The organism is Planococcus sp. S3-L1, assembly GCF_030063085.1.
Classification (GTDB): domain Bacteria; phylum Bacillota; class Bacilli; order Bacillales_A; family Planococcaceae; genus Planococcus; species Planococcus kocurii.
In genome coordinates, this window is the sequence record NZ_JASISN010000001.1 from 173046 (window position 1) to 185998 (window position 12953).

Genomic DNA, 12953 nt, shown 5'->3' on the forward strand with positions numbered 1-12953 from the left:
TTGAGAGAAATTAAAAATCATAAGATTAACTTGTGAAAAAGGAGCGATGAAATGATAACAAGTGCACTGCTGATTGGGTTGCCAGTTTCTATGGTAGCCTACAGTGTCTATAAAAGACACATGCCGGTCCACGGAATAAAACAAGAGCAGCTGGATCAAATTGACGCTGACTCTTGTGCTTTGTTGGATGTCCGCGCCTATAACGTATCCGATAAAGAATTGGTTTCTGGAGCCTTTAATCTTCCTATATCCTATTTCACAAGAGGTTATCGAGAAATACCAAAAAAACCCATCCACTTGATTGCAGAAAATCAACTAGAGAAAAACTTGGCGACTCGTCTGCTTCATCAAAAGGGATTCCACGTAACGAGTTATAGTTTAATAGGAAAAGACAAGATGCAAACGGCATGTTGTTAATTCGAAAACTATGTAAATGTACCTTAATTTACATAGTTTTTTTGTATTTCAAAATAATAATTTCATTTTAAGAAACTATGTATTCGGTGAATTACTTAAAAGTTGTGCGGACTGTGTACTTTCCTATAAAATAGTTTTTACGTCTAGATATGAAAGAGGGAAATGGATGAAAAAACCTGGATTGACTGTAAAAGTGCTGACTGGACTTATCCTTGGGGCGATCGTTGGTTTATTGATAAACCTATTCACACCGGGATCATTTGAAGCAATAAATACATATTTATTTGTGCCACTCGGCCAAATATTTTTAAGTTTGATTAATATGCTTGTTGTACCACTTGTCTTGTTTTCTATTATACTCGGAACGGCTGGTCTTGGAGACCCTGCCAAATTAGGGCGTATTGGGATTAAAACAGTTTCTTATTTCTTGGTGACAACTACCATTGCGATTATTATAGGACTATCATTAGCGGCTATTATTCAGCCTGGGCTTGCAGGAGACTTTGATTTGTCTTCTGCTGAATTTGAAGTAACAAAAGCGCCTTCAGTTGGTGAGACTTTATTGGACATGATTCCGACCAATCCGATTGCGGCTTTAGGAGAAGGCAATATGCTACAGATTATTGTTTTTGCTGTGTTTATCGGACTGGCATTGACGGCTCTTGGCGAAAAGACCAAAGGACTTGTCCATTTGTTTGAACAAGGCAACGATGTCATGATGTACTTGGTTGGCGTCGTGATGAAATTTGCTCCTTACGGTACATTTGGTTTGATCGCTACGGCGGTTGGATCTCAAGGATTTTCTGCGATGAAAGCGATGGGATCTTATATGTTAGTGATTTTAGCGGCACTTTTCGTGCATGCAATCTTCACTTACGGAGGAACGATTAAGTTTTTAGCAAAGAAAAACCCGATTTGGTTTTTCAAAAACTTCGCCCCAGCAATGAGTGTAGGCTTTAGTACATCGAGTAGTACGGCAACTTTACCGATTTCAATGGAAGTGGCTCAAGATAAATTAGGTGTGCCCAAGTCTGTTAGTTCGTTTGTTCAACCTCTAGGTGCTACCATCAATATGGATGGAACAGCTATAATGCAAGGGGTTGCAACAATGTTCATCGCACAAGCATACGGAGTTGAACTGTCCACGATGGATCTTGTCACGGTCGTATTAACTGCTGTATTAGCGAGTATTGGTACGGCAGGGGTTCCAGGTGTCGGCTTGATTATGCTTGCCATGGTGTTGAGCAGTGTTGGACTTCCACCTGCTGGTATTGGTTTAGTAATCGGAATTGACCGTCTATTGGATATGACGCGTACCGCAATTAACATTTCAGGAGACGCTGCCTGTGCAGTTTATGTAGCAGAAACTGAAAAAAATAGAGAGTTACGAACAAAAAACATGAATGCTTAATATAACAAGGACAGAGGCTGTCTCATAAGCCTCTAAAATAAAACAGACAGAAAAAAGGAGTTCCTTTTCTCTGTCTGTTTTTTGGATTTTCATGGAGAATGTAAAATAGGGGCCAATGTTACACTACTGAACTCGGTGTGCACTTTTCAAGGTTCTTAGGTAAAATATCCGGAAAGTTCGATTGTCCTTGATCGGACGGAAGACACGTTCTACGTCAATTTTGTGTCACTCATTCATCTTCAAGAATTGTGTTGGCCTTGGCTACGGAAAGCATCCGTACATATCCTCCGATATCTGTCGCATACAAAAGAGCTAGACTCACAAGTCATTGTTTATAAGCTTTTGAGACAGCCTCTTTTTATGAGTAGGCAAAAGTATGTAGCATTCAATTGCTCTTAATTGGATAGATGGAAAATGTTCACATTGACAAGAAAACCGCTCCATTATATAGTGTGTGTAACCGGTTACACATTGGTACAAGAACGGAGTCGTTTTGCATGACTACTATCAAAGATGTTGCAAAAAAAGCAGGAGTTTCAGTAGCGACAGTTTCACGGTTTTTAAACAACAGCGGTTATGTCAGTACAGAAGCTGCTCAAGCGGTAACTGTTGCAGTAGAAGAGCTGAAATACGAACTGAACCCGATTGCACGCTCATTGAACACGAAAAAATCAAATCTGATTGGTTTGATTTTGCCAGATATCACCAACCCTTTTTTTCCGGAACTTGCACGAGCAGTGGAAGACGTTGCGTTAACCTATGGCTATACAGTCGTGTTATGCAATTCAGACGAAGATCCCGAAAAAGAAAAAAACTACATTGAGACATTAAAGAAAAAATACATTGCTGGATTTATCGTAACTTCTAACCAACTAGATGCTCCGCATTATGCGAATGCCAATGTACCAATTGTGGCATTAGATCGAACAATTAATGAGAAAATACCAACGGTCTCTTCAAATAACAAAGAAGGCGCAATCATGGGAACGAATGCACTGTTAGAAAGGGGATGCAAACACATCCTATTTCTTAGAGGTCCAGAGAAGTTAAATCCGGCGAACGATCGTTATGAAGGATTTATGGAAGCCATTCAACGTTCGAATGTGCGGTATCAAGTTGTCACATGTCCTTTTCATTTTGCAGATTCACAAAAAATTGTTGAATGCATACTCCAAGAAAATCCGCTAATTGATGGAATTTTTGCCAGTAGCGACGTTTCAGCAGCTGGTGCTTTAAAAGCAGCAGGAACTGCTGGAAAGCATGTACCCGACGAATTGCAAATTGTCGGTTTTGATGGAGTTGCAATGGGAGCGATGTTATCACCAGGATTGACTACGGTCGCACAAGACGTTTATAAAATGGGTGCAGTTGCAACGCGTGTTTTGATTAAACGCATTGAAAATAAGAAGATCGAACAAAATTTTTATGAAGTTCCGGTGAAGTTAGTCATTCGAGGAACAACAAGGAGCGTGGTGGAATGATTACTGTAGTTGGCAGTATTAATATGGATTTGGTCATTCAAACAGACCGCTTTCCAAAGCAAGGTGAAACAACTCTAGGAACTTTGTACACGACAGTACCAGGTGGCAAAGGAGCAAACCAAGCTGTAGCAGCTGCAAGATTAGGCAATAAGGTCCAGATGATAGGCGCAGTCGGACAAGATGCATTTGGGACCGAACTAGTAGCTGGACTTGAGAGCGAAGGGATTCAGGTTGAATCAATCAAACGAATCGATGGTGCCAGTGGTATCGCCAATATTCTCCTATCCGAAGGAGACAATCGGATTATCGTTGTACCAGGGGCCAATCACAGTGTAACAGCTGAAGAGATAGTCGCTTTTACTGAACAACTAGCGGCTAGTGATTTGGTTATTATGCAATTAGAAACGCCGATTCCTGTTATTCAGCAGACATTAAAAATTTGTCATCAACATGGCGTACCGAGTATTTTAAATCCAGCTCCTGCAAGTGGATTTACAGCTGATTTCCTACCATATTGCACCTACCTAACGCCAAACGAAACAGAAGCAGAAGAAATTTTTGGTGACAATTGGGAAAAGGCGCTGGAAGAATATCCAAACCGTCTTGTCGTCACACTTGGACAAAAAGGCGCACAGTTTTATGACGGACAAAAGCATGTCCTAGTTAAAGGTTTCTCTACTAAAGCAGTTGATACCACTGGAGCGGGTGATACATTCAATGGTGCACTAGGTGCGGCATTAGTAGAAGGCCAGGGGTTTGAAGAAGCGGTCCGTTTTGCTAATGCTGCGGCATCTTTATCGGTAGAAAAATTTGGTGCACAAGGCGGTATGCCGAATCGAGCAGCTGTCGAAGCGCGGATGACAGGTGAGCGTTCATGAAAAAGCACGGCATGATCAATCGTGACATAGCGGGTGCATTGGCTCTTTTTGGGCACACTGATTTGCTGGTGATTGGTGATTGTGGTTTACCCATTCCAAAAGGAGTTTTATGCATCGATTTGTCTTATAAAGTAGGGGAACCGGCATTTTTAACGATATTGGACGCTGTTCTTGCAGACTTTGAGGCAGAAGCTGCATTTATTGCGCGGGAAATAACTAACGCTAATCCCCAAGTAGAGCAAGAAATTATGAAGAAGTTAAAAGCTGATTATATTACGCATGAAGAATTGAAAGTTCTCAGTAACCAGGCAAAATTGATTATCCGCACAGGAGAAGCGACACCGTATGCCAATATTGTCCTTCGCTCTGGCGTTATTTTTTAAAAAGGCAGGTGACTACGATGATTACTATGACGGATATCTCCAAATCGTTTAATGGCAATAAAGTATTGAAGAATGTTCATTTTTCTTTAGAAAAAGGTGAAATTCATGCGTTGATGGGTGAAAACGGCGCAGGCAAGTCAACCTTGATGAAAGTGATGTCTGGAATTTACGCGCGAGATTCAGGGACGGTTGAAGTAAAAGGGCAGCAAGTCAATTTCACTTCACCAAAGCAGGCAGAGAATGCAGGCATTGCGGTAATTCATCAAGAGCTGAACATTCTGCCTCATCTGTCGATTTCAGATAATTTATTTCTTGGGCGTGAAGAAACAATCGGCCGGACAGGAATATTAAAAAACAAACAGATGGAAAAGAAGACACATCAAATCTTGCTAGACCTTGGATTGAATATTAATCCAGCTGATCCGGCAAGTACACTATCAGTTGGAAAGCAGCAGATTGTAGAAATTGCGAAAGCGTTATCGGTGGATGCAGAAGTCATTATTATGGATGAACCTACTGCAGCATTAACTGATCGTGAAATCGAGAGTTTGTTTAAGACGATTCGTGAACTTCAAAAACGTGGGGTATCTTTTATTTATATTTCTCATCGTATGGAAGAAATATTTTCACTATGTGACCGAATTACGATTTTGCGCGATGGTGAGTTTGTCGGAGAGCGGAAAATTAGTGAAACTACATTTGATGAAGTTGTCCAAATGATGGTTGGTCGTGAACTTGGAGAACGTTTTCCAGAGCGGAGATCAGAACTTGGAGAAATTAAGCTAGCTGTAAAAGGTTTATGTCGAAAAGGATGCTTTGAAGATATTTCCTTTGAACTGCGAAAAGGTGAAGTATTGTCGATTGCTGGACTTATGGGAGCAGGTCGTACAGAAGTGGCACAGGCGCTGTTCGGTTATAAGAAATTTGAGCGTGGTGACATTGAATTTGACGGCAAAAAAGTGAAGCTTGATACACCTAAAAAAGCAAAGGAAATGGGTATTGGTTATGTAACGGAAGATCGGAAATCAGAAGGACTCGTTGTCGATTTTTCTGTGGAAGAAAACGTGAGCATGACTAATTTTGGAGCCATCTCCAAAAACGGATTAATTTCCAAAGACAAAGAACGTAAACTTTATGATTCTATGGTCAAACGTCTTAGAATCCGAACCTCAGGACCTAACCAATCCGCAAAATCGTTAAGTGGTGGAAATCAGCAAAAAGTAGTAATTGCAAAATGGCTAGGCATTGAACCGCAACTGCTGATTTTAGATGAGCCAACACGCGGCGTTGATATTGGTGCGAAAAAAGAAATCTATTCGATTATCAATGAGCTAGCTGAACGAGGTGTCGCGATTTTAATGATTTCTTCAGAGTTGCCAGAAGTCATCGGCATGGCTGATCGCGTCTTAGTCATGCATGAAGGCAAAATAACAGCGGATTTATCCAAACATGAAATGACACAGGAACGAATCATGCATTTTGCTACAGGAGGTGGAAAACTTGCAGTTGAAGACTAATAATCAATCCATAATTCAAAAAGTAGCACCATTTATTGGGTTAATTCTTATTATGGTAATTATCACGATTTTAAATCCAGACTTTTTATCTGTATCCAATTTAATGAATGTGCTCCGACAAGTATCCATTAACGCGCTGATTGCTTTCGGCATGACTTTTGTTATTTTGACAGGAGGCATCGATTTATCTGTTGGTTCGACTCTTGCATTAACGGGTGCCGTAACAGCAGGAATGATGGCCAGTGGAATCGATCCGATTTTCGCCATGTTACTAGGACTTTTGCTTGGTGCTGTTCTTGGAGCAATTAACGGAATTATTATCGCGAAAGGAAAAGTTGCACCATTTATCGCTACGCTAGCAACAATGACTATTTATCGTGGACTGACATTGGTATACACGGATGGTCGTCCAATTTCAGGCTTAGGCGATAGCTTAACTTTCCAAATGCTAGGTAAAGGATATTTCCTTGGAATTCCCATTCCAGTAGTAACCATGATTGTTAGTTTCGGGATCTTGTATTTCATCTTGAAAAAGACAACGTTTGGTCGTCGTGTTTATGCAGTAGGTGGCAACGAAGAAGCATCCATTTTATCAGGGATCAATGCAGATCGGATAAAAATTTACGTTTACTCACTGCTTGGGTTACTCGCAGCACTCGCTTCGCTCATTTTAACGTCACGGTTGAATTCGGCTCAGCCGACTGCTGGCGAGATGTTTGAACTTGATGCCATCGCAGCTGTAGTACTTGGTGGAACAAGTCTGATAGGCGGTCGTGGATGGATTGTGGGTACATTAATTGGGGCCTTGATCATTGGGGTACTGAATAATGGCTTAAATCTTATCGGGGTTACTTCCTTCTTCCAACAAGTGGTGAAAGGTGCAGTCATATTATTGGCGGTTCTTCTGGACCGTAAAAAAACAGCATAAGGGGTGTAGGAAAATGAAAAAAGTACAATTGGGGTTCATGTTAATGGTAATGATGATTTTGGCGGCTTGTTCAATGGATGCTCCGGGAACAAGTTCTGATGAAGAAAGCGATGACAGCGGCGAAGCAAACGGTGATTACACAATCGGTTTTTCTATTTCAACGTTGAACAATCCATTCTTTGTTACATTGAATGAAGGTGCAGAAGCAAAAGCGAAAGAATTAGGTGCAACATTAACTGTAGTAGATGCACAAGACAATGCTTCAAAACAAGCAAGTGACGTAGAAGATTTAATCCAGCAAGAGGTAGATTTAATCATGATCAATCCAGTTGATTCTGAAGCGGTTGCAGCTGCAGTTGAATCAGCCAATGCTGCAAACATTCCAGTCGTTACGGTTGACCGTAGTGCTGCAGGAGGAGAAGTCGTCTCTCACATTGCGTCAGATAATATTGCGGGTGGAGAAATGGCGGCAGAACATCTTATTTCAATTGTAGGCGAAGGCGCTAAAGTTGCGGAACTTGAAGGAGTTCCAGGATCTTCAGCTGCACGTGAGCGCGGAGAAGGCTTTAACAACATCGCTGCAGACAAGTTGGATATTGTGGCTAAGCAAACCGCGAACTTTAACCGTGCTGAAGGCTTATCCGTCATGGAAAATCTTCTTCAAGCAAACCCGGACATTACGGGAGTGTTTACTCATAATGATGAAATGGCCTTAGGTGCTCTTCAAGCAATAGAAGCTTCAGGAAAAGATATTGCCGTAGTTGGATTTGATGCTACAGAAGATGCTGTAAAAGCAGTGGAAGAAGGTCGTCTTGCTGGAACAGTTGCACAAAAACCTGGAATGATTGGTGAAATGGCTGTTGAAGCGGCTGTTCAATCACTTGATGGTAAAGAAGTAGAAGCATCCATTCCAGTTGAGTTGGAATTGATTAAATAACCAACCATTACTGGTTGTCACTAAGCTGTAGCTTTCTCAAATCATTTGAGAAAGCTACAGCTTTTTGTATGTAGAAATTACCGTAAAGGGTTACTGCAATATATTTGGCGACTGACTATTCAGACTTCTGTTATACTAGTGTTAAAAGCAGTATGGGGGGTCAGTAGATGAAACATGTATGGACAGTGAAGTACAGGGAACATACAATTTGCGTCATCAATACATGGACCAATGAAAAACTGTTTGTCGATGGTGTTTTACAGGATGAGCAGGTCGGCTTGTATTTCACTTCTCGATTAGTTGGAAAAGTGAAAAGTGAAGACGGTGAATACGAGGATATTAAAGTATCGCTTAGTACTAGTTTGTGTAGAGTACAATGCCGCATGTTTGTTGGAGAGCGATTAATTTATACAACAAAATTGCAAATGGGTGGATGACTGTGGAACAAAAAACGACTAGAGAATGTGCATATAAATAGTGGGAATCTGCAAGAGTCAAAGCTCATGCAGGTTTTTTGCTGATTGTTCAAACAAATGTGGATAAACGAATTTCTAGTATTCTACAGTGAAAGTCTGTATGTTTAATCTATTCAGTTTCTTTAAGGGGGGTATACATAAATGAAACCAATTATTGGTCTTACCGCGTCTCTTGAACTAGGACGTGATGAATATGGTATCGAAATTGCTGACACTGAAGCAATTTTAGCGGCGGGAGGTCTGCCATTCATGCTTTGTCACTTAACAGAAAAAGCGGATATTGACGAAATTGCTGAACATATTGATGGGTTGTTTTTGGCAGGAGGCTACGACATTGACCCAACCGTATTTGGTGAAGAGCCGCATCCAAACCTGGGTGTCATCATTCCGTCTCGTGATGCATTTGAATTAGCGTTAGCAAAAAAAGTAATGGCGTTAAACAAACCCATATTAGGCGTATGTCGAGGAGCTCAAGTAATAAATATTGCTGTGGGTGGCGATATGTATCAGGACATCTCTACACAAGTAACAGCAGATTTGGTGCAACACCAGCAAAGAGCACCACGGTTTCACGGCTCTCATTTTGTTAAGGTCGGAGAAAGCACACTCCTGCACCGATTAACAGGGATGCGGCGGTTAAAAGTGAATAGCCGCCATCATCAGGCGAATCGACTGGTACCTAAGCCTCTGATCATTAGTGGGGTGTCGAGTGATGGCATTGTAGAAGCGATTGAAAGCACACAGCACCTCTTTGTTTTAGGAGTGCAATGGCATCCTGAAAATATGGCAAGAGTTGCAGACCCAGCATCACTCGGAATTTTCAACGGATTTATCGAAGCATGCCGAGAAGAAGGAGATGAATAGATGCAAATTTTTGATACACATTGTGATGCGCTTCTAAAGCTGCAGGTAGCAAAACGAAATGCGTTATTTAACGGAGAGTTGTTAGACTACCAACATTCAGATTTACTGGATACCAATTTCAACCGGCTCAAAGCGGGAGGTGTAAAAGTACAGTTTTTTGCTGTTTTTGTTCATCCAGACTTTCCATCTGATGAAAAATGGCAGCATGCACTCGAACAAATCGATCTTTTTTATAGTGAAATCCTTGGAGGAAATCCACTGATGAAGCACATCAAGAATTGGCAAGACATCGAGTGGCTAAAAGATGATGAAATTGGCGCGGTTTTGACGCTTGAGGGAGCGGATGCGTTTGGTAACGACTTGGCAAAACTTCGCCATCTTTACCGGTTAGGTGTGCTGTCAGTAGGGTTGACTTGGAACAACGCCAACCTATGTGCTGATGGAGTTGGCGATCCACGTGGTGCAGGTTTAACAGTGCTAGGAAAAGAAGTAGTTCTTCTTAATAATGAACAGCATGTTTTTACTGATGTTTCTCATTTATCCATAAATGGATTTTGGGACGTGATGGAACTAGCAAAATATCCAATTGCCAGCCACTCGAACGCCCGTGCTCTTTGCGATCATCCGCGCAATTTGAATGACGAGCAAATTCGAGCGATGTTCAAAAATAATGGAATGATCGATGTCGTATTTTGTCCGCAGTTTATTAACAAAGACAGTGATCAAGCGACAATACCGGATTTGATTCGTCATATTGATCATCTTTGTTCGCTTGGTGGAGTTCGCCAAGTGGGCATTGGATCAGACTTTGACGGAATTTCCTCGTACATTACAGATCTTAATAATGCATCCGAATTTCCTAACCTGATTGACGCGCTACAAAAACACTATACAGCTACAGAAGTAGAAGGCTTTATGTATCGGAATTTTCTTGAACACCGTCCCGGAATTTAAATCTATAAAACGATGGTCACATAAGAAATCCCTTTCACATAAATGCGAAAGGGATTTTTTTAATATTTATTCATAGAGGATTCCGTATTTTCGATAGAAGCCTCACCTTGTGCGACGGCTTCAGGTGAAGCAGCTAGTCGACGTCTATGCAAAATTGCGTTTATTTCAGCGCCAATGACTAAAATTAGACCGGTCAAGAAGAACCATAGCATCAAGACAATGAGTCCTCCAAGGCTGCCATAAGTCGCGGAATAACTGCCGAAGTTTGACACATAGATGGAGAAGCCAAATGACACGACTTGCCATAAAACAGTTGCGATGACAGCTCCGATAATAACTTCTTTAAATGGAAAGTTTTTATCGGGAGCAAATTTGTACATGAATGCCAAAACGATACTCATGACTGCGATTGAAATGACCCAACGTAAAACTTGAAAAATGATTTCAGTTTGTTCAGGAAGACTAAAGAACGATTTAATCATATCGATAATCGTACCACCGAAGATAGGTAAAATAAGTGCAACGATGACCGCAATTAGCATGCCCAGTGTTAACACAATAGCTGTTGCTTTCAATTTGATAAACGAACGCGTTTCTTCAATGCCATAAGCTTGGTTGGTAGCATTAATAAAAGCAGACAGCGCATTCGATGCAGACCAAAGCGTACCCAGTATACCAAATGTCAACAAGCCACCTGATGGCGTAGTGACCACACTCACAATTGTATCTTGGAATGTAGAAGCCACTTCTCCTGGTAGTATGGTACCGATGAAATCTACGGCACGTTGTGGATCAATTTGCAGATAAGGCAAAATTGCCAGCAGCAAAATCAACAAAGGAACAATGGCTAGTAAATAATAATAAGCTTGTGCTGCAGCTAGTGTTGTCGCGTTATCTTTTTTGAATTCATTGCCGAGCTCTTTAACAAATCCCATAGCTTTACTCATATGACGCCCTCCATTTAAAAAATTAGTTACTTTGTATATGCCCTATTAAAGAATACATTAACCCTTAAATAGTAATAAAAGAATAATTAGAAAGCCACGACAAATCATTTTAGTCCGAAAAAAAGGAACTGTCCCATAAGTTCCAAAAAAAGACGAAGAAAAAGAATTTTTTTCTTCGTCTTTTTTTGGAGTGAGTGCCCTGAAAGCAGTTGGCAGATGCCGGCTACTTTCAGGAGATTGAGGATCAATGCCACAATCCCGAAATTTCATCGAGGTCCTGGAGTAGAAATCGTCGGAATGGACATCAGCCTTTTCTCACAAATGCAAAAAAGAGCTGTCCCAAAAGTCATGAAAATGACTTTTGGGACAGCTCTTTAAAGCTTATTTCGGCAATAGATCACAGGCGACTTTTAAGATATGGTGATTCTCCATTTCAACAATAGACCATTGACAACCTTTTTTTACAAAGCGATCACCAGTCTCAGCTTCAATTAGCTGATGTTGTATCCATCCCGCAATCGTATCAATATCTTCGCTGTCTTCAAACTCAAAATCGAAACGTTCTTCCAAATCTTTTAACAGGACGCGACCGTTTAGAAGATAGCGTGTCTCGCTTTCCTTAATAATTTCCTCATCTTCTTCTTCATCAAACTCATCTCGGATTTCTCCGACAATTTCCTCTAGTATATCTTCCATTGTAATCAAACCAGAAGTTCCACCATATTCATCAATGACAAGAGCGATATGCGTGCGATCTTTTTGCATTCTTACTAAGGCATTTTGAAGCGGTGTTGTTTCATGGAAATAAGGGAGATCGTGAATAAGTTCCAACATTTCAAAATGCCCGTTAACAGCGTAATGCGTCAACACTTCTTTCGCATTGATAAATCCAATTAAATCGTCTTTGTCTCCGTCTTTTGCGATAGGATAACGTGTAAAACGATGGTCACGGATTTCAGCTAGAAGTTCCTCAGCTGATAAGTCATCTGAAAAGGCAATCATCTGAGTGCGAGGAATCATCACATCTTTTGCACTGCGTTCATCAAAAGCAAAAATATTTTGCATATAAGACAATTCAGTTTGATTGATTTCCCCACTTTGGAAGCTTTGAGCCATGATAATTTTCAACTCTTCTTCTGAATGAGCTTGATCTTCTTTGGCAGGTTCCACACCAAAAATCCGTAACAGAATGCGAGCAGAGCCATTCAGAATGAAAATAAACGGATACATGATTTTACCAAACCAATAGAGAAAAGGTGATAATAATAGCGTCATGCGTTCAGCAAATTGAAGCGCTAGCGATTTTGGAGCCATTTCCCCGATGACAACGTGCAAAAATGTCACAAGCGAGAAAGCGATAAAAAATGAAATGACAGTAGAAGCGGAAGAAGGAACATCGAGCATTTCGAACAAAGGAAGCAAGAGCCGTTCAACAGTAGGTTTCCCTAACCAGCCTAATCCAAGAGCGGTAACAGTGATACCAAGCTGACAAGCTGACAAATAATAATCAAGATCACTGGTTATTTTTTTGACCAGTACGGCTTTTTTGTTTCCTTCATCAATCAATTGGTCGATGCGCGACATCCGGACTTTAACGACGGCAAATTCCGAGCCGACAAAAACAGCCGTTAACGCGATTAGCAAGACGAGTAAAGCTAGATTCAATATAAGTATGGGGTCCAATAAATTCCCTTAAATAAGGGATTCACCTCCGAAAGTAGTTGTTGAAGTTAAATTTACCATAATTTTACCGTTAAATA

13 protein-coding genes are annotated in these 12953 nt (G+C 40.8%); 11 read left to right on the top strand and 2 right to left on the bottom strand.

The window, feature by feature from the left end:
• Nucleotides 1-51: 51 nt before the first annotated feature.
• From QMF37_RS00855 to QMF37_RS00905, 11 genes are all read left to right on the top strand, one after another.
• A complete protein-coding gene (locus QMF37_RS00855) occupies nt 52-417 on the top strand; it encodes a rhodanese-like domain-containing protein (protein ID WP_283476017.1) in 366 nt (121 codons plus the stop codon).
• A 166-nt stretch (nt 418-583) separates the two neighbouring features.
• A complete protein-coding gene (locus tag QMF37_RS00860) occupies nt 584-1828 on the top strand; it encodes a dicarboxylate/amino acid:cation symporter (RefSeq protein WP_078080707.1) in 1245 nt (414 codons plus the stop codon).
• 497 nt (nt 1829-2325) lie between these two features.
• Nucleotides 2326-3309 carry a LacI family DNA-binding transcriptional regulator gene (locus QMF37_RS00865; protein ID WP_071153104.1) on the top strand — a complete coding sequence of 328 codons (984 nt, stop codon included), beginning with the start codon at nt 2326-2328 and terminating at the stop codon, nt 3307-3309.
• On the top strand, nt 3306-4187 hold the full coding sequence (gene rbsK, locus QMF37_RS00870; protein WP_071153105.1) for a ribokinase: 882 nt from the start codon (nt 3306-3308) through the stop codon (nt 4185-4187). The genes QMF37_RS00865 and rbsK overlap by 4 nt, the downstream gene beginning before the upstream one ends.
• Entirely contained in the window at nt 4184-4570 is a 387-nt protein-coding gene (gene rbsD / locus QMF37_RS00875; RefSeq protein ID WP_058384300.1) for a D-ribose pyranase, read from the top strand. The genes rbsK and rbsD overlap by 4 nt, the downstream gene beginning before the upstream one ends.
• A 17-nt stretch (nt 4571-4587) precedes the next feature.
• A complete protein-coding gene (locus tag QMF37_RS00880) occupies nt 4588-6087 on the top strand; it encodes a sugar ABC transporter ATP-binding protein (RefSeq protein WP_071153106.1) in 1500 nt (499 codons plus the stop codon).
• Complete coding sequence (locus tag QMF37_RS00885; RefSeq protein ID WP_283476028.1) at nt 6071-7015, top strand: ABC transporter permease subunit; 945 nt, start codon at nt 6071-6073, stop codon at nt 7013-7015. The genes QMF37_RS00880 and QMF37_RS00885 overlap by 17 nt, the downstream gene beginning before the upstream one ends.
• A gap of 13 nt (nt 7016-7028) precedes the next feature.
• Entirely contained in the window at nt 7029-7952 is a 924-nt protein-coding gene (gene rbsB / locus QMF37_RS00890; RefSeq protein WP_071153107.1) for a ribose ABC transporter substrate-binding protein RbsB, read from the top strand.
• Between the two features lie 167 nt (nt 7953-8119).
• Entirely contained in the window at nt 8120-8389 is a 270-nt protein-coding gene (locus QMF37_RS00895) for a hypothetical protein (protein ID WP_071153108.1), read from the top strand.
• Nucleotides 8390-8569: 180 nt separating this feature from the next.
• Nucleotides 8570-9292 (top strand): gamma-glutamyl-gamma-aminobutyrate hydrolase family protein, encoded by a 723-nt coding sequence (locus tag QMF37_RS00900; RefSeq protein ID WP_078080705.1) that lies wholly within the window; start codon nt 8570-8572, stop codon nt 9290-9292.
• The gene (locus QMF37_RS00905) at nt 9293-10246 is read left to right on the top strand and encodes a dipeptidase (RefSeq protein ID WP_078080704.1); all 954 of its coding nucleotides are present in this window, start codon (nt 9293-9295) and stop codon (nt 10244-10246) included.
• Nucleotides 10247-10305: 59 nt separating this feature from the next.
• Here QMF37_RS00905 and QMF37_RS00910 read toward each other — a convergent pair whose 3' ends face one another.
• Entirely contained in the window at nt 10306-11193 is an 888-nt protein-coding gene (locus tag QMF37_RS00910) for a YihY/virulence factor BrkB family protein (RefSeq protein ID WP_071153109.1), read from the bottom strand.
• 381 nt (nt 11194-11574) lie between these two features.
• Nucleotides 11575-12858, bottom strand: coding sequence for a hemolysin family protein (locus tag QMF37_RS00915; RefSeq protein ID WP_078080849.1), 1284 nt, complete (start codon nt 12856-12858; stop codon nt 11575-11577).
• Between the last annotated feature and the right edge of the window lie 95 nt (nt 12859-12953).

Excerpts from the sequence above, each read along its gene's own strand:
- QMF37_RS00855 (WP_283476017.1), top strand. The coding sequence starts at position 52 with ATGATAACAAGTGCACTGCTGATTGGGTTGCCAGTTTCTATGGTAGCC.
- QMF37_RS00860 (WP_078080707.1), top strand. The coding sequence starts at position 584 with ATGAAAAAACCTGGATTGACTGTAAAAGTGCTGACTGGACTTATCCTT.
- QMF37_RS00865 (WP_071153104.1), top strand. The coding sequence starts at position 2,326 with ATGACTACTATCAAAGATGTTGCAAAAAAAGCAGGAGTTTCAGTAGCG.
- rbsK (WP_071153105.1), top strand. The coding sequence starts at position 3,306 with ATGATTACTGTAGTTGGCAGTATTAATATGGATTTGGTCATTCAAACA.
- rbsD (WP_058384300.1), top strand. The coding sequence starts at position 4,184 with ATGAAAAAGCACGGCATGATCAATCGTGACATAGCGGGTGCATTGGCT.
- QMF37_RS00880 (WP_071153106.1), top strand. The coding sequence starts at position 4,588 with ATGATTACTATGACGGATATCTCCAAATCGTTTAATGGCAATAAAGTA.
- rbsB (WP_071153107.1), top strand. The coding sequence starts at position 7,029 with ATGAAAAAAGTACAATTGGGGTTCATGTTAATGGTAATGATGATTTTG.
- QMF37_RS00895 (WP_071153108.1), top strand. The coding sequence starts at position 8,120 with ATGAAACATGTATGGACAGTGAAGTACAGGGAACATACAATTTGCGTC.
- QMF37_RS00900 (WP_078080705.1), top strand. The coding sequence starts at position 8,570 with ATGAAACCAATTATTGGTCTTACCGCGTCTCTTGAACTAGGACGTGAT.
- QMF37_RS00905 (WP_078080704.1), top strand. The coding sequence starts at position 9,293 with ATGCAAATTTTTGATACACATTGTGATGCGCTTCTAAAGCTGCAGGTA.
- QMF37_RS00910 (WP_071153109.1), bottom strand. The coding sequence starts at position 11,193 with ATGAGTAAAGCTATGGGATTTGTTAAAGAGCTCGGCAATGAATTCAAA.